The following is a 23,040-nucleotide window of genomic DNA, read 5'->3' on the forward strand; positions in this document are numbered from 1 at the left end:
TGCGGCCCTTAGGCGATGGGGAACGGGTACACGAGGTTGGCCAGGTTGTAGGCGGTGACGTCGAAATACCACCCGAAGGGGTTCACGTGGAACAGGTAGGGCAGCAAAATGACCGCCATCATGAACACCGGGAAGGCGTAACGCTGGATCTCGTAGTATTTGGGCAGGTACTTCGCCGGAATGAGGATGGCGAAGATGGACGAGCCGTCCAACGGCGGGATGGGCAGCAGGTTGAAGAACATGAGGAAGAGGTTGATGAGGGTGAAGGTGGGCAGGTACATGAGGTAGAACCACTCGAACACCGGGTTTGACAAGGCGCCGGTGAGCGCGGTGCCCAAGAGCGCCCAGGCCAGCCCCGCCCCAGCCAGCGCCAGCACCAAGTTGGCGGCCGGCCCGGCAAGACCGGTGATGAGGTCGCCCTTGCGCGGGTCTTTAAAGTAACCGGGGTTGTAGGGCACCGGCTTCGCGTAGCCGAACACCGGCATGTGCATCAGCATCAACATGGCCGGCAGAATCACCGTGCCGAAGGGGTCGATGTGGCGCAGCGGGTTAAGCGAGAGCCGCCCGGCCCGCTTTGCGGTGGGGTCTCCCAGTTTGTAAGCGGCGAATCCGTGGGCCGCCTCGTGGCACACCAGTGCCGGCACAAAGCTCAGCACCATGGCAAGTATGTATTGAATCTCGTTAGACATAGCCCGTTAGTTTACCTCATTTGCCCCGCTGCCGCCCCGTCTTCGCCAATTGTGCGCAGGGAATGCGGCTTACTTGCAGGCCCCTCTTCCCTTTTTTAGCAAAGCCCGGCGAAGCCCTGCTGCCGCAGTGCCTCGTATGCGCCGATGGCCACCGCGTTCGACAGGTTCAGCGACCGCTGCCCTTCCCGCATGGGGATGCGCACGCAGCGGGCGGCGAACTGCTCAAGCCAACGCTCCTCTAGCCCGCGGCTTTCGCGCCCGAACACCAGAAAAGTGTCCGCGCCGTAAGAGGCATCCGTGTAGGCGGTGCTGCAGTTGCCGGTGAACAGGTGCAGCTCGTCCTCGCCGTGGGCGGCGAAGAACTGCTCAGCGCAAGGCCACCGCACGATTTCCACGTCATTCCAGTAGTCGCAGCCGGCGCGCTTCAGGTTGCGCTCGGTGGGGCGAAACCCCATCGGCTCCACCAGGTGCAACGTGGCCCCGGTAACGACGCAGGTGCGGGCGATGTTGCCAGTGTTCTGGGGGATTTCCGGCTCGATCAGCACGATGTTCACGAGCGCCCTCACGCCCCTTCCTGCTGGCGGGTCATTTCCTCTTCGATTTCCTCGGTGAGGGCGAACCACTCCTCTTCCGCCTCGGCGATGCGCTTTTTCAGCGTTGCGTGTTCGGCGATGGCGTCGGTGGAGGCGGATTCGTTGATGTAGAAGTCCGGATCGGCCATCAAGGCCAGCAGCTCGTCCATGCGGGCGTTGTCCTTGTCCAGCTGTGCTTCCAGCACCGCCAGCCGTTTGCGCTGGTTCTTCAGCACCGCGTAGGCGCGATTGCGCGCTTCCGCTTCGCGCCGCTTCTGTTCCTTGGTTTTGGGAGCGCTCTCTTTGGGGGCGGTGAGGGGCTGGGGCGCTTTCGGTTCCGGCGCCTTCTTGCCGTGCTTGTTCACCGCCACCACTTTGCCTGGGCCGGCGCCCTTCGGCTTGGCGGCGGTTTTGCCCTTTGGCTCCTCCCCTTCGAACAAATCGTCCACCAGCGAACGCTCCGCCGGGCTCAAGGTGTCCAGCTGCCCCGACTTGAACAGGTAGTAGTCGTAGTCGCCGTCGTAGTTGGTAACCTTCCCCGGCGCTATTTCGATGATGCGGTTGGCCACGTTGCGGATGAGATGGCGGTCGTGGGTGATGAACACGATGGTGCCGTCGAAGTGGACGAGCGCCTGCTCCAGGATGTCGGCGCTGGAGATGTCCAGGTGGTTGGTGGGCTCGTCCAGGCACAGCAGCGGCTTAGGCGCCACCAGCATCTTCGCCAGCGCCAAGCGGCTTTTCTCGCCGCCGGACAGCACGCCCACCTTCTTGTCCACCGCATCGCCGGTGAACAGAAACGCGCCCAGAAGCGTGCGCACCTGCGAGATGGTCCAGCCGGGGGCCACCCGGTCCAGCTCCTCGAACACGGTGTTGCCGGCGTGAAGTTCTTCCAGCTGGTGCTGCGCGTAGTAGGTCAGCTCCACGTGCACCCCGTAGTCGATGGTGCCGCTGTCGGGGGCCAGCACGCCGGCGATCATCTTCAGCAGCGTGGACTTGCCGGCGCCGTTGGGGCCCACCAGCGCCACCTTGTCGCCGCGGTACAGGGTGAAGTCCAGGCCGTCGTACACGGTTTTGTCGCCGAAGCGCTTCACGATGTCGGTGCCGCGCACCACCATGTCGCCGGTGCGCGGGGGCTGTTGGAAGTTGAAGTGCACCGTCTTCTTCTCTTCCGGGATGACGATGCGGTTCTCCATTATCTTGTCGATGCGCTTCTGGCGGTCTTGCGCTTGCTTTGCCTTGGTGGCCTTGTAGCGGAACTTCTCCACGAAGGCCTCCAGGTGCGACAGCTCTTCGTCCTGCTTGGCCTTTTGGGCCCGCAGCAGCTCCAGCCGCTCTTTGCGCTGCTTCAGGTAAGCGCTGTAGTTGCCCTTGTACAGCAGCACTTCCCCATTATCGATCTCCGCCACGCGGTCCACCGTGTTGTCCATGAAGGCGCGGTCGTGGCTCACCACGATCACGGTGCCCTCGTAGCCGCGCAAAAAGCCCTCCAGCCATTTCACCGACTCCAGGTCCAGGTGGTTGGTGGGCTCGTCCAGCAGCAGGATTTCCGGATTGCGAATCAGCAGCTTCGAGAGGGCTATGCGCATCTGCCAGCCGCCGGAGAAGTTGTTGGTGGAGCGGGCCAGGTCGGCTTCTTTGAATCCCAGGCCGAACAGCACGCCGCGCACCTTCGCCTCAAGGGAGTAGCCCCCCATGCGCTCGTAAGCGTCGCGGGCGCGCCCGGCGGCGGCCAGCTGCGCCTCGGTGGGGTTGGCCCCCAGTTCCGCCTCCAACTTGTGAAGGCGCCGTTCGGCCTCCAGCACTTCCACCTGCGAGGACAGCACCTCTTCGAAGATGGGGCGGTCGGGCATCTCGATGGCCTCCTGCTCCAGGTAGCCCACACGGGCCCCCTTCGCAGTGAGGATGCGCCCCTCGTCCGGGTCGTTTTTGCCGGCGATGATGTTCAGCAGCGTGGTTTTGCCGGCGCCGTTAGGGCCCACCAGCGCCAGACGGTCGAATTCTTCCAGCTTGAAGGTAACGTCGTGGAACAGCTGTCGTCCGCCGTAGGATTTAGAAATATGTTCGGTTTGCAGAATCATGTTTTACTTGGGGCTTTCACTTCGCGAAATATAAACCTGAAGCATTATAGCGAAGCCCACGCGCCCCACCCTAACACCCCGGCAGAAAGCCCGAGGAAACCAAACCGCAGCTATTGGCACCGAAAAACGGTGAAGAATGCCATGAGGTGGCGTCTCGTTAGCGTGAGCTTTTTGAGGTCATCTTGCGGTATGCGGCTGGGGTTGTTCCGAGGCGTTGCTTGAACGTGCGGGTTAAATGGGCTTGGTCAGCGAAGCCCGTCTGTGCTGCGACATCGGAGGGCGCTGCTCCTTGCGCTAGGAGTTCGCGGGCGCACTCGATGCGAAGAGACATGAGGTGCTGAAGCGGAGTGATGGAGAAGCGGCGGCGGTACGCGCGGATAAGGGTATATTCCGAGATGCCCTCATCCGCGGCCAGATCTTTTATGGAAACCGGTTCTGCCAGGTGGCCAAGGAGGTGCGCATACGCGCGAAGAGCGGCATTGTCGTGCGCCGCGACAGGACGATGCTCGGCCTTATCGGACTCCAAGAGGTTTGCCAGGTATAGAGCCCGCTCCATCACTTCCTCATCGGCGTTGCCATCAAGCGCCTCCATGAGGGCCTCAAACGCTTCCCCGGCGACCATCGCATCGCTGTCCGGATAAACAAGAACTGCGTTATCGAGCCTGTCAGAAGCGATGGTGACGCTGTCGTAGGCGAAGAGCTCGTCGCCGTCGTGGCTGCAACCGTGAACGTCCCCCGGATTGAACACTATTAGATCGCCTGGGCCGATACGCAGAGCGCGCCCGTTAAGCTCAAGAATACGCGACCCCTGGCGCACACGGCCAATCACGTAGTATCTGTGAGAATGCGCGGCGAATGGCTGGGCGAATCCGCTGTAGGACCTTCTCTCCCCGCCAAGCACGGGAACGGGAACGACGGTGCAGCAAGGCTCTTCTGATGGTTTGTTGCCCGATGCTACTGGCATGCGTATCGCTCCCCCCCCCCTCTCTCTCTCGCTCTGGATCGTCGCGTAAAGGATGGACTTCCAACAAGTTTATATGCTGACTTATGCCATGTCCTGTTGTCAGCGAGAAAACCCTAGGGCATGAACGCGGTGAAAGCTTGAACGATATTGCGGATGAGGGATTCTTAACCTGGAGGAATAAAAAAACAGGAGCCTAAATGGCTCCTGTTTTGGTGTTGAATGGCGGGATGTACGAGACTTGAACTCGCGACCTCCGACGTGACAGGCCGGCGCTCTAACCAACTGAGCTAACACCCCGTGCTGCGACAGCTCGATAATTATACGCACAAGAAAATGGGAACACAAGCCCTAATTTTGAAAAGTTCTGTTTTCGCGCCGGCGAACGGTAAATGCCCTGCTCAACGCAAAAGCGCCCCGCCGTTAAACGGGGCGCTGGAGGGTACGGCTTCAATTACTGAGCGCTGCCGGTTTTATCCTGAATGGCTTGCTTGGCGTCAGCGGCTTTGTCGGCGATGGCCTGCTGCACATCCCCTGCCTTGTCGGCAACGGCGTCTTTGGCGTCGGAGGCCTTATCGCCGATCTCTTTGGCCTTGGCGGCTGCGGCATCCTTCAGATTCCCCGCCTTGTCGGCCACGGCGTCTTTGATGTCGCCGGCCTTGTCAGCGATAGCATCGCCGGCATCGCCCGCCTTGTCAACGATGGCGTCCTTGGCGTCCCCTGCCTTTTCCGCCACGTCATGGGCGAAGTTCTCGGCCTTGTCGGCAAAATCATGGGCTGCGTCTTCGATGGCATCTCCGGCCTTGTCGGCCATTTCCTTTACCTTGTCCAGCACGCTCATGGCGCACCTCCTTAAGTCATGATTGTTAGGGCACCCAAAGGATACGGCGCCTTGCCGTGCGGCGACTGACGGGCGGGGCAAGGGATATGGCCGCGTTGGAAAACCGTTTCGCGCTAGATGACTACCCGACCATGGAGTCTATCTTGGCCGCAACGGTGAGGGTGCCTGCTAGGGAGATATTGTTCATGAACACCACGTCCTTGATCTGGTGCTCTTTCACGTACTCCACGATGTTGGTATCGGTGTAGCGGTAGTCGATCACATGCACCGTTTGGTAGTTGTTCACGAGGAAGGGCACAAAGGCGTTCCCGAAGGAATCCTTCACCACCAGCACGGATGAGCCGTCGGTGATCGCTGGGTTCTCGATGATGGAAATGGGCTGATCGCCGGCGATGAAGGTGTTGTAGAGGGAGTTCTTGTTCCAACCGGTCACGTCGGTGATCACCTTCGCCTCCACCTCGTCGCCGTCTTTGTTCCAGTAGGTCATGGCGTTGGTGCCTTCGGGCACGTAGGCGGTCACGGTATCGGGGTTATCGGCCATCGCGGCGTTTTTGAGCTCGGTGTAGAACGTGCCCAAAAAGCCGTCGAAGGTCATGGTTTTCAGCGCGTCCAAATCCACCGGCTGCAGCCCCTTCGCCTTGCAGAACTCCTCATAGGCAATGTAGGCGCCCAGGGCCGTCCAGTGGTGGTCGGTGCGGAAATAGGTGTACTCGGTGCGGTGCTGCCGCAGCGCGTCTAAGATGGGCACGGTGCGCACGTTCGGCGAATACAGGCTGTTGAAATAGCGAATCGCCTGGTCCTGATTGGTGCCTCCCAGCGAATCCAGCACGCTCTCGTCCAGGATGGCGGCGGAATTGTTGGGCACGATGATGGAATAAACATCGGCTGTGCCCTCCAGCGCATCAGCCGCCTTGCTGATGGCGGTGGTGTAGTTGGTCACCGCCTCTTGGCTGAAGTAGTAAATGCTATAAGCGGCCCCGTCTTTCACGTACAAGCCGCTCATGATGTTCTTTTGCACGTCGGCCGCCATGGCGTCCTCGGTGGGCACCTCTACGGGCCCCTCGTCCTCGGGTTTGGGCTCGTCGGGGGCCGGCTCATCCGGTGGCGCCTGGGGTTCGAGCGGGGGCAGCTCGTCCGCTTGCACCTTGCCCCCAACCAGCGAGGTGTCCGGTTGCACGCCGTAGAGCCCCTTGAGGTCTTGCCCGAGGTTCACCAGCGTATCGCGGAAGGGAAAGGTGTCCGAATACCACAGGGCCACCTGCTCCAAATAGGAACCGTCCAGAAAGCCGTCTACAGTGAATTCGGGAAACGCGGTAAGCTGGCGCCCCTCCAGCTGGGAGGTGGCAGGGTGGGCGAAAATGAGGAGTCCCGTCACGCAACCCACCGCCATGGCGGCGCCGAAAGCGCGCACGCCCCAGGCATGGGCGGACTTCAGATAACGCACCTCGCGGCGGTTGAAGGCCCTCTTTCTGGGCGGGGCACCATCGCGGGCGTCGGCTTCGCCCGGTTGTTCGGCCAGCTGCGCTGGCGCAAGAGCAGCTGGCCCTTGCGTGGCCGCATAGCCTTCCCCTTCCTTGGAAGGAGATTCTGCGGTGGCGCTGGGCTGCGCGGCCGCGGCGTGCTTCGGGGCCTTGGGCTTTCTGGCCGGCCCAGTGGGCCTCGTGGGAGACAGCGGGATTTGCGTGACCAGGTTCATGTTGTTGTTGTAGCTGTGCTCCCGCATCTCGCCGCCTTCGCTCCCTTCGCTTTTTTTTGCAGTATTTGTGCTGACAGATAATTATACGACTCCCCCGCTGCGATACCAGCACCGAATGCGCTTTCAAGAGAAGGCGCACAAACCTTGAGCGTTACTCCATCGAATAGCCGTTGGGGTACACGATGGAGGCCAGCAGGTCAGAGCAGTCGTAGGTGCCGGCGAACATGAGCACGTTTTCGAAGATCACGTCTTGGATGTTGTGCTCTTCCACCAAATCCATCATCTTCTGATGGGTGAAGCGGAAGTCAACGCACCAGATGTACTGGTAGCTGTCTACCATGGTGGAAACCAGCGGATTGCCGAAGGAGTCCTTGATCACCAGGCACGATGAACCGTCGGTGACAGTGGGGTTCTCGATGTAGGTGAGCGCCCGGTTGCCGCCGATGAAACAGCCGTAGAAGTTGCTGTTGGGGGGCGCGTTTGTCAGGTCTTCCACTACGGAGGCTTTGGACGGCTCTCCCAGCGTCATGTCGTCGTCCCAGTACTGGACGGTTTTCGCCCCTGCGGGCACCCGCACGCGCACCTCGTCGGCCAGAAGCTGCGAAGAGTTGGACACCAGTTGATCGTATTCACCGCGGTACGGCCCGAAGCTGAGCTGCTTCCATTGGAAGTAAGGCGCCGGCTCGATGCCCTTCTGCTGACAGAAGCTCTCGTACACGTAGTAGGCGGCCAGCTGGGTCCAGTGGAAATCGGTGCGGAAGTACAGGTACTCGTCACGATGGGCGTAGAGGGTGTCGAAGGTGGGCACCGTGATGATGGCGTCGTCCATGCAGCTGTAGAAATAATCGATGGCCTGGTCTTGGTTGGGCACCCCCAGAGATGCCAGCACGCTGTCATCCAGCATCACGCCACCGTTGGTGGGAAGCACGATGGAATAGACGTCCGCTTTTCCTTCCAGCATCTTGGCGGCGTCGTTTATCACTTGGGCGTAGGCCTTCGTGGCCCCCTTGTCGAAGTAGTACAGCGTGTAGGCGGCGTTGCCGTTCACATAGATGCCATCGGAAATCTGGTTCTCGATGTTGGCAGCCCGCTGGCGCACCTCCGGCTCGGAAATATCGTGATCGCGCGGTTCGCGTTTGGGCCCTTCTGGCTCGGCTTCTGTTTCCAGCGGCTCCCCTTCGCCAGTATCAGGCAACTGGTCGCTCTGGCGGTTGCCGCCGATTAACTGGGTTTCGGGGCTGATGCCGAAAGCCCGGTGCAAATCCAAGTTGGCCCCCACCAAGGCGTCGCGGAAGGGATACGTGTCCGAGTACCACAGCGCCACCTGTTCCAGGTAAGAGCCGTCCAAAAAAGCCCCAACGTTGAACTCGGGAAACTCGGTGAGCTGGCGGTTTTCCAACGCGGAGACGCTGGGGTGGGCGAATAGCAGAAGCCCCGCGAAGCAGCCCAGGGCCATAACGGCCCCGAAGGCAATGGTACCGGCCGTGTGCATTTTCTTGAGGTAGGCAACTTGGCGTCGGCTGAAAGACTTCCGCGGAGCCTGCTTCGGCTTTTCGGCGGCAGGCGCGGCGCCCCGTTGCCCCTCTTCGCTGTAAGCCGATGGCGGCAGCGGAATCTGGCTCACCATGTTTAGGGCCGCATCCCCCACTTTTCGCTTAGGTCCCATCCTTCGCCCCCTTCCGATGCGCTTAGAACTGGAAGTAGATGAAGGGGTTGTAGGAAGCGCCCGCAAGCGCCACTACGGAAACCAGCAGGCACAGCACCGGCGTCAGCGCTTCGGTGATGCCGTAAACACGAAGGAAAGAGGGGCTGCTCTGGGCCATGCGCCCCATGCGCAGGTGCAGCTTCTTGCCGGCTTCGGTGCAGGCGACGATGCAGAATATGAGCAAAAACAGGTTCTGCAGGAGAAGGGTCTGCACTTCAAGCCCGCCAAGGCCGGTGCCGGCTTGGCCGAACATGCAGCTCAGCACCCACCCCAGTTCGGTGAAGTTTTCGAACTTGAACAGCACCCAGCCGAAGAACACCACGATGAGGGCGTACACGTGGCCCACCCCGCGGTGCTTCTTTATAAAGCCGCCGATGACGAACTTCTCCAGCAGCAGGAACACCAAGAAGAACAGACCCCAGAAAATGTAGTTCCAGCTGGCGCCGTGCCAGAGGCCGGTGAGGAACCACACCACAGTCATGTTGCGCACGTACTTCAGCTTGCTGCAGCGGCTGCCCCCCAGCGGGATGTACACGTAATCCCGGAAGAAGCTGGAAAGGGAGATGTGCCAGCGGCGCCAGAAATCCTGGATGGAGGTGCACTGGTACGGGTAATTAAAGTTTTCCAGGAACCGGAAGCCCACCATGCGCCCCATGCCGATGGCCATGTCAGAATAGGCGGAAAAGTCCAGGTAAATCTGCAGCATGAAGAACAGCATGCCCAGCCAGCAGCCGGCGGTGTTCTGCAAGAACAGCCCCTCGGTGCCCATGGGCAGAAGCGTATCGGCCACCGAGGCGCAGGAGTTGGCCAGCACCGCCTTCTTGGCCAGGCCGATGCAGAAGCGGCGCATGCCAGCGTACACGTCGAGCGAGGTCACTTTGCGGTGATCGATGTCGTCGGCCACGGTGGAGTAGCGCACGATGGGGCCGGCGATGCACTGGTAGAACAGCGACGAGTACAGCAGCAGCTTCCAGAAGGTGGGCTGCGCCTGAACCTTGTCCCAGTACACGTCGCACACATAGGAAATGAGCTGGAAGGTGTAGAAGGAAATACCGATGGGCAAGAAGATTTCAGGGATGAGCTCCGGCGCATCGAAGATGGCGGCGATGTTGCCCATGAAAAAGCGGGTGTACTTGAAGTAGGCTAAAAGCCCCAGCAGCGCCACGCATTCGATGACGATGCCCAGCCGCTTTTTGGAGCGCTCTTCATGGCGGGAAATGAACAGGCCGCACCACCAGCTGATGAGCGTCTCCCCTACCAGCAGTAACAGGTACTTGGGGCCGCCCCAGGCGTAGAACACCAGCGAGAACACCAGCAGCACCTGATTGCGGAAGCGCTTGGGAACGGTGAAGTAAACGGCTAAGTTCAACGCGAAGAACACGAAAAGGAATATCAGACTCGAAAAAACCAAATCCTTTTGTTCCCCCTTCGCAAATTACCTGGTCAATAGCTATTTAGCATGGTTATTGTAGAGATTGCGCGGCCGGCATGCAATTGCCGGCCGCGCAATGAAAGATATTAATTGTGAGCGGTTGTCCTAGTGCTGCTCTAAGGCTCCTTCAATGGCCTGCGCCAGCTGATCGGCGCAGGAAGTGCTGCGGGGCCCGCAGGTGTTGCCGCGCAGCAGCTGGGCAACTTCGACGGCAGGCTTTCCCTCCACCAGCTTGGCGATGGCCTTCAAGTTGCCGTCGCAGCCGCCGGTGAACTGCACCGAACGCAGGGCGTCGCCGTCCAGCTCAAAGGCGATGTGACGCGAGCATACGCCGCGCGGGGTAAATGAATGCATGGCTTCTCCTCCTTCACGCATGGGGCCGCACTGGCTAGGAAACCACTGGCTTCCCGTCACCATCGACCTGCTGTACTCTCGTGAGGGATACTAGCACAACGTCGCTGCGGCCATGCAGGGCTTCCCGCATAAGGGCGTCGGGCCGCAGCGAACCGGTGGGCTTTGCCTCCAGCGAGAAGCGGAGGGCGTTCCCTGCCCGCTTCACAGGACCCGCCAGGTACTCGGCCACTTGCAGCACTCTTTCCTTCTTCTTGCGAACCACCGCGACGGTTTCCGGCAGCTGAACATCGCCGGCGGGGCCGGATAGCAGCGCTTCGTAGGTGCTCACCGGGAAGGCTACCGACGCCGCTGGCGCGCTGGCGGCCACATAGAAGCACTGTTCCGGCATGAGGTCGGCCGGGCTTGCCTGCTGCAGCTGCTTCAGCGCCACATCGGCATTAACATAGGAAGTGAGGAACAGGTCGAAGAACTCGCGGGTTCCCCCCACTCCCACTGGCAGCGCCGAGCCGAAGGAGATTTTCATGTGGGGCGAAAACCCTTGGGTGATGGCGTAGGGCAGCTGGGCGCGGCGCACGATGCGCTCAAGGGTGCGGGCGATTTCCAAGTGGGACAGTTGGCACAGGCGGCCGCTTTTGGCGAAGACCACCCGCAAACGGAAAAGGGACGGATCAGCCATGGTTTTCCTCCTGTTCCACCGCAGCCGCGGCATTGGAGCCCTGGCCCACGCGAGGCTGCGCCAGCTGGTTGTCGGCGCTCACCGACGGGCAGGCGCCGCAGCCGGTGCAGCGCTCGTAAGTGCAGTCGGGGGTGGTGGTTTCCTGCTGGGCCCGCTTGCGCTCCAGCGCCAGGAAGCGCGACGTTACACCGCAGGAGATGTGGGCCCAGGGCATGACGCGGGTGGTGTCGTACGTGGCCTGGGCGATGGCTTCGAGGTTGAGCCCCAGCTCGGAGGCGGCCTCGCGCCAAGCCTCTTGGTTGAACAGCTCGGTCCAGGCATCGAAACGGGCGCCCTTTTCCCAGGCCCGCTGCACCCAGTCGGCCACCTCGCGGCCGCCGCGGCTCATCACCGCCTCAACGAAAGAGGTGGACGGGTCGTGCCAGTGCACGTCCACTGCCCGGTACTTCACCGAACGGCGCAAAAGGCCGATGCGCCGCAGCGTTTCCTCAGGGGAAATTTGCCCGTCCCACTGAAACGGGGTCTGGGATTTGGGCACGAACACCGCAACGGAAACGGACATGCGCACGCTACCCCGCTGGTCGGGGGGCACATTGGACTTGGCGCGGTCGTAGGCGCGCTGGGCCAAGCTGGCGATGCCCTTGATGTCGTCGTCGGTTTCGGTGGGCAGCCCGATCATGAAGTACAGCTTGCAGCGGCGCCACCCGGCAGAGAACGCGGCGTCGATGGCGCCGAACAGGTCGTCTTCGGTGACGTTTTTGTTTATGACGTCCCGCAGCCGCTGGGTGCCGGCTTCCGGGGCGAAGGTGAGCCCGCCCTTTTTCTGGCCCGCCACCAGGCCAGCCATCTCCACGCCGAAGGAGTCCAGCCGCTGGGAGGGAACCGAGATGCGCACGCCGCAACCGTCAAAAGCGCAGTTTAGGCTTTTGAGGATGTCAGCGATTTGCGAGTGGTCGGTGGAGGAAAGCGATGTCAGCGACACCTCGTCGTAACCGGTTTCCGCCAGCCCTCGCTTCACCGCGTTCACGATGTTCTGGGCGGTACGCTCCCGCACGGGGCGGTACATCATGCCCGCCTGGCAAAAACGGCAGCCGCGGGCGCAGCCCCGCAGCACCTCCACGTTCAAGCGGTCGTGCACCACTTCGGTGAAGGGAACGACGCAGGGCTCGTGGGCGTCGCTTTCGGCGAATTGGGTGTACACGCGCTTGACAATCTGGGACGGCAGCCCTTCTTCCAGCGGCTCAACCCAGCTGCCCGCCGCCTGCGCCTCCTCTTCGGTGCGCCAGCGGTATAGCGACGGCACGTAGGTGCCGGGGATGCGCGCCAGCTGCCGCAGTATCTCGGCGCGGGGCGCCCCTTCCTGCCGCAAACGGCGAACGGCGCCCAGCAGTTCCGGCACCGCTTCCTCTCCCTCCCCGATTGAGATGGCGTCGAAGAAGGGAGCGTAGGGTTCGGGATTGTAGGCGCACGGGCCGCCCCCTAAAACCAAAGGGTCGTTTTCGCCGCGCTCTTCGGAGCGCAGCGGGATGCCGGCCAGCGAGAGGGTTTCCAGCACGTTGGTGGCGGCCAGCTCGTGGGGCAAGGTGATGCCGATGGCATCGAACTCTGCCAAAGGCGCCATGCTCTCCAGCGAGAACAGGGGCACGCCGGCCTTTTGCATGAGGGCTATCATGTCAGGCGCCGGCAAAAACGCCCGCTCAGCCGCCAGGTGCTTGGTGGCGTTCACGCGGTTCACCAGGATGCGCACCGCTTGGTTTGCCTGCCCAAGCTCGTAGGTGTCGGGGTACACCATGCAGAAGCTGAAATCGGCGTCCTGCTTGGCCTGCGCCCCCCATTCGTGGTTCAGGTAACGGGCCGGCCGCTCAGCGCGGGCCAGCAGCGGCTCGATGACGGGCCAAAGGTTCGTGTGTTGCATGTGCGGGTAAATTCCTCGAAGGTCGGGGGCTTTTACAGCTTGAGTATTTTAGCGGCCGCTTGGGCTCCCTTGCGGATGACCGTTTGGCCCGCGGGGGAACTGGCGGCTTTTCCCGCGCCGTCTGCGGCCGTGTTCGCGGCCCGCTTCACCAAATTGGCCAAGCCGGCCACGTTGCCGCCGCCTTCGAAGTACTCGATCACGGCGCGCCCCATGGCCTCGGTGCCGGCGAAGCCGATGGCGCCCTTCACCGCCCAGCCGAGCCCGGGCACAAGCCCGGCGCCCTGGCGGGCCAGGCTGCGGCAGGCGAACGCGCCCGCCACCACGAAGGCGATTTCCTTCAGGCGGTCCATGGTCATCGGCTGGCCGTAAGCAGCGCCAATCTGCAGCACCATCTTCACTTGGTTCAGGGTGAGCACTGGCATGTCGGCTCCGGGAATGAAGAGGAAGGCGCCGATGCCGGCGTTTTGGATGGAGGTGCTGGTAACCGCTTCAGTGGCCAAGGGGCGCCGCACAAAGGCGAAGGCATAGGCGAAGGCCAGCTTCTTCTCGCTGCAGGCGGTGATCACCCACTTGCCCATGCGCTCGTTTAAGGTTCTGGCCCCTTCATCGGTTAAGACTATAGGCTCGGCCACGCCCTCCCCTTCCATTTGGGCAGGGACGGCGCCTTTGGCGCTGGGGGCCGGCGTGTTGGGGGCCACGATGTCCCCCACGGGAATGGGGCAGCCGGTGGACTGGGCCAAATCGTGCACCAAAGACGGCATAGACGTGGCAACCATCACCGGAACGCCGGTGTTGCGGATGTCCTGGGCCAGCTTGCCCACTGCCGGGTTGGCGCCCGCCACGATGCAGGCCATGTCGTCCCCATCGCGAGGGGTGCTTGCGCCGTTCAGGTACTCAAGCGAGAAGCGCACTTTCGCATCGGTGCTGAAAAAGGCCTTGCGCACGTGGGCGATCATGTCTTCGGGGGAATCCTCGTCGATGTAGAGGCTCACCGAAAGCGGTTCCTGGGTCGATTGCTGCGCAGAGTCCAACGCCGATTTGACGGCGGAAAAATTAACGGGAAGGTTCATAAGCGTTTCCCTCCTAAAGTGGCATGGTGAGATGCGACGGAAGCTATGAGCCCTATCATAATCATATTGGTGACCATGAATGACGAACCGTAACTAAAGAATGGCAAAGGGATACCTGTGATGGGCATCAACCCGATGGTCATGCCGATGTTCTCCAGTATCTGGAACAGCCACATGCCCACAACGCCACACACCAGCAGCATGCCGAAAAGGTCGTCGGAGCGCAGGGCGATGCGCACGGCGCACGCGATGAAGGCGGCATAGAGCAGGATGAGGGCCATGGCCCCCACAAATCCCAGCTGCTCGGCCAGCACGCAGAAGATGAAGTCGGTGGGAGCTTCCGGCAAAAAGCCGTTGGCGGCCTGGGTGGTGTTGCCCAGCCCCTTGCCGAACAGGCCGCCGGAGCCCACCGCGATCATGGCCTGGGCCAGGTTGTAACCGGTGGCCGAGGTGTCCGCGTCGGGGTTCAGGAACACGGTGAGGCGGGAGCGTTGGTACTGTTTCAGAATCTTGTACTCGTAGCCGGTGGAAGTGGTGGGGTCTTCGTGTTTGAATACCAGCTCGTCGATGCCTAGCAAAATCGCCACCGCGGCAATTCCCAAAACCACCGTGGCGATGAGGTAAGAGGGCTTGGCCCCGCCCATGACCAGGGTGACGCCGGCGATGAAGAAGTACACCAGCCCCGTGCCCAGGTCGGGCTGGAGCATGATGACCACTGTGGGCGACAGCAGTATGAACAGCACTTTCAAATACTGGCGCAAATCGTCCAGTTTGCCGCCGTAGCGGGAAACCAGGCTGGCGGCCAAAAGCACCATGGTGACTTTGGCGAACTCGCCCGGCTGGAACTGCATTCCCAGCTTGATCCAGCTGCGGGCGCCGTTTTCCTCCACGCCCAGCCCCGGCACGAAGGGGGAAAGAATGAGCGCTATGGTGACGATGTAGAGGGGCACGGTCATGTTGCCCAGCTTGCGGTAATCGAAGCGCCATACCACCACCATGCAGATGAGCCCCAGCAGAAGTCCCAGGTACTGGCGAGAGAAATTGAAATCTTTGTCCACCAGGCAAGCAGACCAGCACACCACCAGCCCGTAGCAGATCAGCACGAAGGCCACCAGGAAAAACGACAGCAGGCCGCCGCCCAGAGGCCCTCCGTCGCCTTTCTTGTCGGGCGATTCGAAGCGCATGCCCTGCATGGGGGATATGTGCGGCAGCTGGCTCACGGGTGAAACGGTCCTTCCAGGGGTGGGCGGTCAGGGAAACTAGTCGGTGCGGCCTTCGTCTTCGCCGGCGTAGTGCACGTGGCTGCCGTTCCATCCGGGGATGGCGGCCACTGCCACCGTGCTTTTGTCCTCGGCGGCGTCTAGCGCTTCCTTCAGCAGGCGGGCCACTACTGGAGCGGCGCCGGCGGTGCCTCCCCCGCCCCGCTCGATTACGCAGGCGGCCACGTACTTGGGGTCGTTGTAAGGGGCGTAGGCCACGAACCACGCATCGTCTTCGCGGTTGGTGTGCTCGGCGGTACCGGATTTGCCGGCGGCCGCCAGCCCGTATTCGTCGAAGATGTCTGCTGCCGCTTCGTTTTCCGCCACTACGCCCCGCAGCGCGTCGCGCACCACGGCCAAGTGACTCTCGTTCACCTGCAGCTGCTGCACCACTTCCGGCTGAAATTCAACCACAATGTCGCCGTTGGCGTTCATCACCTCTTTGAGCAGGTGGGGTTTCATGAAGTTGCCGGTGGCAAGCGCCCCGTAGGCCACTGCTATCTCCAGCGGCGTTACCAACACGTCGCCCTGGCCGATGATCATGTTGGTGTAGTCGCCGCCGCGCCAAACGGCGTCCGCGGGGCGGTTGGCGAACATCTCCTGCTTCCATTGCGGGGTGGGGATGCGGCCGGCTGATTCGCCGCCCAGGTCCACGCCGGTGGTCTGGTTCAGGCGGAATTGCTCCAGGAACTCCTGCAGCGCCGTGGCGGACAGCTCGCCGCTTCCTTCGGGGCCGTGGGTGTAGAAGGCCTTGCCGATTTCATAGAAAACCACGTCGCAAGACTTCACGATGCCGTCCCGCAGCCCCAGGTAACCATGGCCCTCGTGCTTCCAGCACATTTGCGGCTGCCCGGTGCTGAAGCCGTCCCAGGAGCCGGTACATTCCCACGAGCTGTCGAAGCTGGCGAACCCGTAGTTCAGCCCCGCCAGCGAAGTGAAAGATTTGTAGGTGGAGGCGGCGGCGTAGAGGCCGTTGATGACACGGTTGTTCAGGGCCGCATAGTTGTAGCCGTCCTCTTCGTCCTTTTCCTCGTTGTAGATCTTCCACACGTCGGTGGAGATGGAGCCGGTGAAATGGGACGGTTCGAAGGTGGGGTAACTGGACATGGCCACAACGGAGCCGTCGCGCACGTCCACCACCACCGCGGCCCCAGCAACGCCCCGGCCAGTGCCGATGGTGCCGTCGGGGGCGATAAGGTCGGCCAGCACGGTGTCGGCCACGTACTGCACCCGCGCGTCCAGCGTGAGGGTGATATCGCAGCCTTTGGTGGGCTTGGTTTCGCTCACCACGTCCACCACGTTGCCGCCGGCGTCCTTCATCACGCGCCGCTGCCCGTGGTCGCCGGAAATGAGGTCGTCGTAGAAATACTCGATGCCGCTTTTGCCCACCACGTCGTTGGACTTGATTTCGCGGCCCTCGCGGTTTGAGTTCAGCTCGTTTTCCGTCACCGAGGAGGTGTAGCCCAGCACGTGGGCCGCCAGCGCGCCGTAGGGGTAGTGGCGGGAAGTGCGGGTTTCCGCCGTGATGCCCGGGAAGGCCACGGAGTGCTCGGAAATGAAGGCCACGTCCCGCAGCCGCGCCTTGGCGGCCACCACCCGCTGGCTCTGGGCCCCCAAAGAGGCGTCTTGGATGCGCTGGCGCACCACATTCACGGGTATGCCTAGCACGCCGGACAGGCGCCGCAGCACCACGGGGTCATCGGCCACTTCTGGGTCGGCCAGCACGGTTTGCAAACTCTCGTTGCCCGCCAGCACCGTGCCCTTGCAGTCGTAGATGTACCCGCGGGGCGCAGGGGTTGACACCGAGGTGTAGAGGTTTTTCTCGGCCCGCTCGGCATAACCCTCCCCTTGGGCAATTTGCAAGGTGAAAACCTTTGCGGACAGGGCGCCGAAGATGCCCAGTCCCAAAATGCCAAGAGCGGCGAAGCGCGATTTCAGGCCATCGGAGGGAAGCTTGTTGGTGGCTGTGGGACCCTGCTTCACTTCCAAATCGCCGCCTTCGCCCCGCACGCCCGCCACCGACATGTTGGAAAGCTCGGTGACATCGGAGCGATGGGGGGCCTTGTCCGATTGGCGGCGGGCCCGGGCCGCAAACAGCAGGGCAACTGCAACTATCAGCACCAGCGCCACTACGATGCCGGCCAAAACGGCGGAGACCACTGAGGGCACCCTCCTTTGCGAGTAATTAAATCACGGGCATTTCCGCGCCGGCGGAGGCCAGCCGGCCCTGTAGAAACGCCACAACGGGGTAAACGATGGCCGCAACCACAAAGTTGTACAGACTGTTGGGAAGGCTGCGATACAAAAGCGCCTGCCCCAACGCCACCGACGGCTGAACTGCGGCCACCGCGATGGCGTACAGCAGCTCAACCACAAGAACGGAGGCCAGCAAGAAGGCCACCGTCATGAAAACTGTGTCGTTGCTCACCACCATGTAAACACGAGACGCGGCAAAAGTCACCACCAGGAGGCAAAAAGCCATAGCACCCACAGGGCCGCCCCCCATGATGTCGAAAGCCATGCCCAGCAGGAAGGCGGACAGGTACGGGGGTTTGGCGGGGTTGGCCATGCAGCAAGCAGCGCACCACGCAACGATGAAGTTGGGGGTGCATTGGCCCAGCGAGATGAAGGGGGCAACGGCCACCTGCAGCAGCAGGGCCACCGCGCCGCCGGCCACGCGCAACAGCAGCAGGGACTTGCCTTCCATCAGCCCTCAGCGCCCTTGTCGCCCGAAGCGCCATCGCCGGAGCCCTCATCGCCGCCGGTATCGCCGGAAGCTTCGAAGACCACGATGACGTCCTCGTAGCCGTGGGTGATGTCGTTGGGGGAAACCACGATGGTGCGGGTGGCGTCTCCCGCGCGGCCTTCCACCTTCACCACCGAGCCGATGAGCAGGCCCCGCTGGTACGAGCCGCCCAAACCGCTGGTAAGCACCACATCGCCCGGTTCAACCGTAACATCGGCCGCAACGTTTTCAAGGTAAAGGAGGCCGTCCAGCGAGCCGCGCACGATGCCTTCGGCGCGGTTGGACTGGATAAGGGCCGCAACGCCCGACTGGGGGTCGGTGAGCAGGCGCACCGTGCAGCTCCTGTCCGCCACCGAGGCCACCTGCCCCACCACGCCGTAAGAGCCCATCACGGTGAGGCCCGGCTTCACGCCGCTGCTCTCGCCGATATCGAGGGTGATGGTTTGGTTCCAAGAGTCGGTGGAGCGGCCGATAACGTGGGCGCCCATGCCTTCTATCTCGTAGATGTCCTTGAGGTTCAGGAGGTTTTCCAGATCCTGCGCCTTCAGGCGGTACTCCTCCGCCTGGGCCAGCAGGTTTCGCAGCTCGGCGTTCTGCTGCTTCAGCGCGCTGAGGGTTTCCTCGCTGGCAGAGGCATCCGCTTGGGCCTGGCCCAAATCGTCCACGGCCCCGCTGGCCGCCTCGCCCGGCCCCTGCAAAGGCGCGATGATGCCGGCAACGGTCGCCTGTACCGAGTGCAGCGGGCCTGTGGCCCCTTCCCGTTGGTAGACCACCACCGCCAATACGCATACCACCACCAGCAGCGCGCACAGGATGGGCCCGATTCTAAGAGGGCGGCGTTCTCGCATGGGTTGATCGGCCCCTACTTCGACCGCATGAGGGTCTGACGCAGCGCGGTGGGGGTTTCCAGCACCTTAAGGCAGCCGGAAACCACGTTGGTGAGGGCGGTTTCAGAAACCCACACCGGAATCTCCAGCTTGTCGGTGAGGTAGCGGTCGAGCCCCGAAAGCAACCCGCCGCCGCCAGTGAGCAGAATGCCGTTTTGAATGATGTCGGAGGCGAGGTCGGGGTTGGTCTTCTTGAAGGTTTCCTTGATGTGCAGCACCATCTCCTCGATGGGGGCCTGCAGCGCCTCGCGCACGTCCTCGGACTGGATGGTTACCTCTTTGGGCTGTTCGGTGTACACGTCCTGGCCGGAGATGATCATGTCGCGTTCGCGGCCATCCTCGAAGGGAAGGATGGAGCCGATTTTGATCTTGATGACCTCGGCGGTGCGCTCGCCGATCTTGATGCCCAGCAGATCGCGCAGGTGCACGGCGATGGCTTCGTCGAGGCGGTTGCCGGCAAGGCGCAGGCTGGAAGAGGTGACGATGCCGCCCAGGGAAATGACGGCCACCTCGGTGGTACCGCCACCGATGTCCACCACCATCGAGCCGGTGGGCTCGGTAACGGGCAAATCGGCACCCATGGCGGCAGCCATGGGTTCTTCGATGAGGTAGGCCTGACGGGCGCCTGCTTGGATTGAGGCCTCGAACACGGCGCGCTTCTCCACCGAGGTGGCGCCGCAAGGGATGCAAATGACGATGCGGGGCTTGGGCTGCCAGGGGTATTTGCGCTGAGAAGCCTTGTTGATGAAGGCGGACAGCATGGCCTCGGTCACATCGTAGTCGGCGATCACGCCGTCTTTCAGGGGATGCTCGGCCGTGAAGGCGTCCGGGGTGTGGTTGATCATGTTCTTGGCCTCGTGGCCCACGGCAAGCACGCGATGGGTGCTCTTCTCGATGGCCACAACGGAAGGCTCGTTGATCACGATGCCCTCGCCGGTGATGGCCACCAGCGTGTTGGCGGTTCCGAGGTCGATGGCCATGTCGGCGGACATCTGTCCCGTTAGGCTGGAAAAGAAATCAAGAAAGGACATTGGGCAGTTCCCTTTTGGCTCTATAGGTTTGCGGATTACATCCTGGTATTCACAATTAGTCCGTAATTCTAGCATAGCGGCTGGGGCTATAGGCAAAATCCACAGCCGTTTAGGCGCTCTTAAGCTGTGAGCGCGGACAGACGGCGTTCGTAACGGCTTTTCTACGTAGCTCACCGCCAGTTGACCAAATGCGAAAAGTGATTTAACGGAACCTTCGGGCGTGCGACTGACAGCGAGCGGCGATGCTATGTTACAGCGGAACTACCCCGATGGGACAGAAAAGAGGGTCGTCATGCCTCATCGCCGCAAACCAGCAAAGCCCGCATCCATCCGCCTGAAAGCGCATCGCATTCCCCCCACCGTGCTCACCCGCACCGCCAAGGCCACCGGCGAGGCGCCTCTGGCGGTGCTGTCCCCGTCGTCTTCCGGCGTTGTTCCGGCCCTCTCCCCCGCTTCTCGCGCCCGTACGTCCCGCGTTGCAACCGCGGCCACGGCCCTCTCCCCCGGTTGGATTTGGGCCGCCGTTGCGGCTGCCGCGCTCTTGCTGCTGCTGGTTTTGACGGCGCTGAACCCCTTTGGGCAGCCGCAGACGACGGAAGCCGGCGCTAGCGCAGCGGCCGGCCAAACGCCCGGCTCCACCCCGGTGGCCCTGTGGAAGAAAGGGGCGGTGCCCCGGCTTTACAGCGCTGACGACCAGTGGGGTTCCGAGGCTTACGGGGCCTCCACCTTGGGACTTTCCGGAGCGGCACCCACTGCCGTGGCCATGGTGTACGTGTACGAGACGGGCGCCACCGACGTCACCCCTGCAAGCGTGGCCACCTGGGCCAACGAGCACAACGTGGCTTCCACCTCGCCCGATGCCATCAACACGGTGCTTACCGAAGGGGCCTCCACTTTAGGGCTCTCGGTGGACTCGATAGAGCCCAGCAACATCGCCATCCGCCAGGCGTTGGCCCAGGGCAGGCCGGTGGTGGCGGTGCTGGCCCAGGGCACAACCGGCCCGGTGGAATCAGCCGTGGTCATCTGCGCCATCGACCAGGACAGCCGGCTGGTGGTAAACGACCCCACCTCCGTGGAGAACACAGCCCGCACCTGGAGCTTTGACGAAGTGGTGGACAGCGCCAAAGAGCTGTACGCCTACGCCCTCGCTTAGATTTCCAGCTGCTGGAAGAAGGCCGTGATCAAACGGCCGAAGTCGAGGATGCGGGTGGCGGCCACCTCGTGCACTTCGTCGTCGCTGGGGTTCGCCCCCTCTATGCCGCAGGCCATGTTGGACACCAGGGAAAGCCCCAGCACCTCCATCTGGGCGTGACGGGCTGCAATCACCTCTTCGCACACCGACATGGCCACCGTGTCGGCTCCCAGGGCGGCAAAAGCGCGAATTTCCGCCGGAGTTTCAAAGCTGGGCCCCAAAAGCCCCAGGTAAACCCCTTCCCGCACCGGCACTTCCAGTTGCGCGGCCAAAGCCAGCAGCTGTTGGCGCAAAGCGGGGCTGTAGGCGTCCAGCATGGGCAGAAACCGCGGCGCCATGGTGTTTGGGGCGGTGCCGGTGAGGGGGTTTCGGCCCGTGAGGTTGATGTGGTCGGCCATGATGCAGAAATCCCCCACGTGGTAGCTGCGGTTCAGGGCGCCGGCGGCGTTGGTGGTAACCAGCACCCGCGCTCCCAGCCGTGCCATCAGCCAAACGGGAAACGCCACCTCTTGGGCATTGAACCCCTCGTACCCGTGCAGGCGCCCCTGCATGGCCAAAACCGCCTTCCCCCCTACCGCGCCAGCCATGAAGCGCCCCTTATGGCCGGCGGCGGTGGAAACCCCCATGAAGGGAACATCCCCGAAGGGCACAACGACAGGGTTTTCCATCGCATCGGCAAAAGGGCCTAGGCCCGAGCCGAGGATGAGCCCTGCCTCGGGAGCGAAACCGCCCAAGCGCTCTTCCATGTAGTTTTGGGCCGCCTCCAGCGCCTGCAGCAGGTTGTCGTCGTTCAGCATGGGATACCTCCTCTGGGCCCGGAGCCGTCACTGGGGTTTGCGGGCCGCCAGCACCCGCGGGCGCCCGGTCAAATCTTCCACGATTCGCACCTCCCCGAAACCCGCCTCGCGAGCGATGGAGGCCGCCTGGTCCATATGGCCCTCGAACAGCTCGCAGGCAAAACCGCCTCCGGGCTTGAGGGCGCGAAGGGCCCACGGGGCAATTTCGCGGAACAGCTGCAAGCCGTCCGCACCGCCGTCGAGCGCAAGGGACGGCTCGAAGTCGCGCACCTCGGAAGGCAGCTGGGCGCATTGGGCGCTGGGCACGTAAGGGGGGTTGGAAACCACCAGGTCGAGACGGCCGATGGCCGCGGCCGGCACCCCTTGGGCCAAGTGGCACTGCACCACCTTGACCCGCTGCTCCACTTCGCAGCGCCGGGCGTTCTCGCAGGCCAGTTGCACTGCCTGGGGGCTGATGTCGGTGGCCAGAACCCGCACGTCGGGGCGCTCGACGGCCAGAGAAACAGCGATGCAGCCGCTGCCGGTGCACAGATCCACCGCCAACAGGGGCCGCGGTGCCTTGTCCTCTGCAGGGAAAGCCGCTTCCGAAGAAGCTTCCGCCTCCGGCTCGCCCGGCTCGCCTTCTTCGGCCCGGGCGCCGATGGGGGCGTCGAAGCGCTGCTCCAATCGCTCATCGGCGGCAGCGTGGGCTTCGGCCGAGGGCTCGGGGACAGATGCGGCTTGCGCCTCTTGGGCCGCTTTCAGCAGGTCCCCCTCCCATGCGTCGATGGTGGAATCGAGGGCGATTCGCTTCTGGGCCGATGGCAGCAGGGCCAAAGCCTCGCTCACCAGCACCTCGGTTTCCGGGCGCGGGATAAGCACCCCGGGGGCCACCTTCACGGTGATGTGGCGAAACGGCGCCTCGCCGGTGATGTACTGCAGGGGTTCGCCGGCCGCCCGCCGCTGCACGTAACCGCGAAGGACATCCCGCTCGGAAACGGTGAGCGCCCGATCGAAATTCACGTAAAGCTGGATGCGGGGCATGGCGCAAGCGGCGGACAGCAGCCACTCCGCAGCCAGGCGCGGATTCTCGTCGCCCTTGCGTTCAAGGTAGCCCACCGTCCAATCCAGCGCGGCCTTTATGGTCCATTCTTCCATGG

Annotated in this window: 20 protein-coding genes and 1 tRNA gene; 1 reads left to right on the forward strand and 20 read right to left on the reverse strand. The window is 62.7% G+C overall.

All coding sequences use genetic code 11. The features are described from left to right. Positions 1 to 8 precede the first annotated feature (8 nt). The 18 genes from DMP11_RS00740 to mreB all read right to left on the reverse strand — a co-directional run bounded on the left by DMP11_RS00740 (position 9) and on the right by mreB (position 19,912). The gene (locus DMP11_RS00740; protein WP_123184581.1) at positions 9 to 689 is read right to left on the reverse strand and encodes a site-2 protease family protein; all 681 of its coding nucleotides are present in this window, start codon (positions 687 to 689) and stop codon (positions 9 to 11) included. A 95-nt stretch (positions 690 to 784) separates the two neighbouring features. After that, positions 785 to 1,255 (reverse strand): tRNA (cytidine(34)-2'-O)-methyltransferase, encoded by a 471-nt coding sequence (locus DMP11_RS00745; RefSeq protein ID WP_123184582.1) that lies wholly within the window; start codon positions 1,253 to 1,255, stop codon positions 785 to 787. Next, positions 1,252 to 3,339: an ABC-F family ATP-binding cassette domain-containing protein gene (locus tag DMP11_RS00750; protein ID WP_123184583.1), complete on the reverse strand. Its 2,088-nt coding sequence runs from the start codon at positions 3,337 to 3,339 to the stop codon at positions 1,252 to 1,254. The genes DMP11_RS00745 and DMP11_RS00750 overlap by 4 nt, the downstream gene beginning before the upstream one ends. A 157-nt stretch (positions 3,340 to 3,496) precedes the next feature. Further along, positions 3,497 to 4,303, reverse strand: coding sequence for an AraC family transcriptional regulator (locus DMP11_RS00755; protein ID WP_123184584.1), 807 nt, complete (start codon positions 4,301 to 4,303; stop codon positions 3,497 to 3,499). A 220-nt stretch (positions 4,304 to 4,523) separates the two neighbouring features. After that, a tRNA-Asp gene (locus DMP11_RS00760) sits at positions 4,524 to 4,600 on the reverse strand. 154 nt (positions 4,601 to 4,754) lie between these two features. Then, positions 4,755 to 5,141: a CsbD family protein gene (locus DMP11_RS00765; protein ID WP_123184585.1), complete on the reverse strand. Its 387-nt coding sequence runs from the start codon at positions 5,139 to 5,141 to the stop codon at positions 4,755 to 4,757. Positions 5,142 to 5,262: 121 nt separating this feature from the next. Further along, the gene (locus DMP11_RS00770; RefSeq protein WP_211329056.1) at positions 5,263 to 6,864 is read right to left on the reverse strand and encodes a DHHW family protein; all 1,602 of its coding nucleotides are present in this window, start codon (positions 6,862 to 6,864) and stop codon (positions 5,263 to 5,265) included. Between the two features lie 124 nt (positions 6,865 to 6,988). Beyond that, entirely contained in the window at positions 6,989 to 8,503 is a 1,515-nt protein-coding gene (locus tag DMP11_RS00775; RefSeq protein WP_123184586.1) for a DHHW family protein, read from the reverse strand. Positions 8,504 to 8,525: 22 nt separating this feature from the next. Further along, positions 8,526 to 9,953 (reverse strand): MBOAT family O-acyltransferase, encoded by a 1,428-nt coding sequence (locus DMP11_RS00780; RefSeq protein WP_123184587.1) that lies wholly within the window; start codon positions 9,951 to 9,953, stop codon positions 8,526 to 8,528. 126 nt (positions 9,954 to 10,079) lie between these two features. Then, a complete protein-coding gene (locus DMP11_RS00785) occupies positions 10,080 to 10,328 on the reverse strand; it encodes a TIGR03905 family TSCPD domain-containing protein (RefSeq protein WP_123184588.1) in 249 nt (82 codons plus the stop codon). Positions 10,329 to 10,362: 34 nt separating this feature from the next. After that, positions 10,363 to 11,004, reverse strand: a complete 642-nt coding sequence (locus DMP11_RS00790; RefSeq protein WP_123184589.1) for a TIGR03936 family radical SAM-associated protein — start codon at positions 11,002 to 11,004, stop codon at positions 10,363 to 10,365. Beyond that, complete coding sequence (locus DMP11_RS00795; protein WP_123184590.1) at positions 10,997 to 12,919, reverse strand: TIGR03960 family B12-binding radical SAM protein; 1,923 nt, start codon at positions 12,917 to 12,919, stop codon at positions 10,997 to 10,999. The genes DMP11_RS00790 and DMP11_RS00795 overlap by 8 nt, the downstream gene beginning before the upstream one ends. Positions 12,920 to 12,951: 32 nt before the next feature. Continuing rightward, positions 12,952 to 13,989, reverse strand: a complete 1,038-nt coding sequence (locus DMP11_RS00800) for a YcjF family protein (RefSeq protein WP_123184591.1) — start codon at positions 13,987 to 13,989, stop codon at positions 12,952 to 12,954. Further along, complete coding sequence (rodA, locus tag DMP11_RS00805) at positions 13,986 to 15,209, reverse strand: rod shape-determining protein RodA (protein WP_214646972.1); 1,224 nt, start codon at positions 15,207 to 15,209, stop codon at positions 13,986 to 13,988. Before rodA ends, DMP11_RS00800 begins: the two co-directional genes overlap by 4 nt. 39 nt (positions 15,210 to 15,248) lie before the next feature. Continuing rightward, a complete protein-coding gene (gene mrdA / locus DMP11_RS00810) occupies positions 15,249 to 17,408 on the reverse strand; it encodes a penicillin-binding protein 2 (protein WP_123184592.1) in 2,160 nt (719 codons plus the stop codon). Positions 17,409 to 17,433: 25 nt separating this feature from the next. Further along, entirely contained in the window at positions 17,434 to 17,955 is a 522-nt protein-coding gene (mreD, locus tag DMP11_RS00815; protein WP_123184593.1) for a rod shape-determining protein MreD, read from the reverse strand. Continuing rightward, a complete protein-coding gene (gene mreC / locus DMP11_RS00820; RefSeq protein ID WP_123184594.1) occupies positions 17,955 to 18,842 on the reverse strand; it encodes a rod shape-determining protein MreC in 888 nt (295 codons plus the stop codon). The genes mreD and mreC overlap by 1 nt, the downstream gene beginning before the upstream one ends. Positions 18,843 to 18,856: 14 nt before the next feature. Beyond that, the gene (gene mreB, locus DMP11_RS00825) at positions 18,857 to 19,912 is read right to left on the reverse strand and encodes a rod shape-determining protein (protein ID WP_123184595.1); all 1,056 of its coding nucleotides are present in this window, start codon (positions 19,910 to 19,912) and stop codon (positions 18,857 to 18,859) included. A gap of 292 nt (positions 19,913 to 20,204) precedes the next feature. Here mreB and DMP11_RS00830 point away from each other — a divergent pair, with 292 nt between their 5' ends. After that, the gene (locus DMP11_RS00830) at positions 20,205 to 21,065 is read left to right on the forward strand and encodes a cysteine peptidase family C39 domain-containing protein (protein WP_161555255.1); all 861 of its coding nucleotides are present in this window, start codon (positions 20,205 to 20,207) and stop codon (positions 21,063 to 21,065) included. Here DMP11_RS00830 and DMP11_RS00835 read toward each other — a convergent pair. Continuing rightward, on the reverse strand, positions 21,062 to 21,901 hold the full coding sequence (locus DMP11_RS00835; RefSeq protein WP_123184597.1) for a purine-nucleoside phosphorylase: 840 nt from the start codon (positions 21,899 to 21,901) through the stop codon (positions 21,062 to 21,064). The genes DMP11_RS00830 and DMP11_RS00835 overlap by 4 nt on opposite strands. Positions 21,902 to 21,928: 27 nt before the next feature. Then, complete coding sequence (locus DMP11_RS00840; RefSeq protein WP_123184598.1) at positions 21,929 to 23,038, reverse strand: N5-glutamine methyltransferase family protein; 1,110 nt, start codon at positions 23,036 to 23,038, stop codon at positions 21,929 to 21,931. Between the last annotated feature and the right edge of the window lie 2 nt (positions 23,039 to 23,040).

The sequence above is a fragment of the Parvibacter caecicola genome (assembly GCF_003725335.1).
GTDB lineage: Bacteria > Actinomycetota > Coriobacteriia > Coriobacteriales > Eggerthellaceae > Parvibacter > Parvibacter caecicola.

Coding starts and splice junctions, on each gene's coding strand:
- DMP11_RS00770 (WP_211329056.1), bottom strand. CDS start 6,864: ATGCGGGAGCACAGCTACAACAACAACATGAACCTGGTCACGCAAATC.
- DMP11_RS00800 (WP_123184591.1), bottom strand. CDS start 13,989: ATGAACCTTCCCGTTAATTTTTCCGCCGTCAAATCGGCGTTGGACTCT.
- DMP11_RS00755 (WP_123184584.1), bottom strand. CDS start 4,303: ATGCCAGTAGCATCGGGCAACAAACCATCAGAAGAGCCTTGCTGCACC.
- DMP11_RS00750 (WP_123184583.1), bottom strand. CDS start 3,339: ATGATTCTGCAAACCGAACATATTTCTAAATCCTACGGCGGACGACAG.
- DMP11_RS00795 (WP_123184590.1), bottom strand. CDS start 12,919: ATGCAACACACGAACCTTTGGCCCGTCATCGAGCCGCTGCTGGCCCGC.
- DMP11_RS00840 (WP_123184598.1), bottom strand. CDS start 23,038: ATGGAAGAATGGACCATAAAGGCCGCGCTGGATTGGACGGTGGGCTAC.
- DMP11_RS00775 (WP_123184586.1), bottom strand. CDS start 8,503: ATGGGACCTAAGCGAAAAGTGGGGGATGCGGCCCTAAACATGGTGAGC.
- DMP11_RS00785 (WP_123184588.1), bottom strand. CDS start 10,328: ATGCATTCATTTACCCCGCGCGGCGTATGCTCGCGTCACATCGCCTTT.
- DMP11_RS00790 (WP_123184589.1), bottom strand. CDS start 11,004: ATGGCTGATCCGTCCCTTTTCCGTTTGCGGGTGGTCTTCGCCAAAAGC.
- DMP11_RS00740 (WP_123184581.1), bottom strand. CDS start 689: ATGTCTAACGAGATTCAATACATACTTGCCATGGTGCTGAGCTTTGTG.
- DMP11_RS00765 (WP_123184585.1), bottom strand. CDS start 5,141: ATGAGCGTGCTGGACAAGGTAAAGGAAATGGCCGACAAGGCCGGAGAT.
- DMP11_RS00830 (WP_161555255.1), top strand. CDS start 20,205: ATGCCTCATCGCCGCAAACCAGCAAAGCCCGCATCCATCCGCCTGAAA.
- mreC (WP_123184594.1), bottom strand. CDS start 18,842: ATGCGAGAACGCCGCCCTCTTAGAATCGGGCCCATCCTGTGCGCGCTG.
- mreB (WP_123184595.1), bottom strand. CDS start 19,912: ATGTCCTTTCTTGATTTCTTTTCCAGCCTAACGGGACAGATGTCCGCC.
- DMP11_RS00835 (WP_123184597.1), bottom strand. CDS start 21,901: ATGCTGAACGACGACAACCTGCTGCAGGCGCTGGAGGCGGCCCAAAAC.
- mreD (WP_123184593.1), bottom strand. CDS start 17,955: ATGGAAGGCAAGTCCCTGCTGCTGTTGCGCGTGGCCGGCGGCGCGGTG.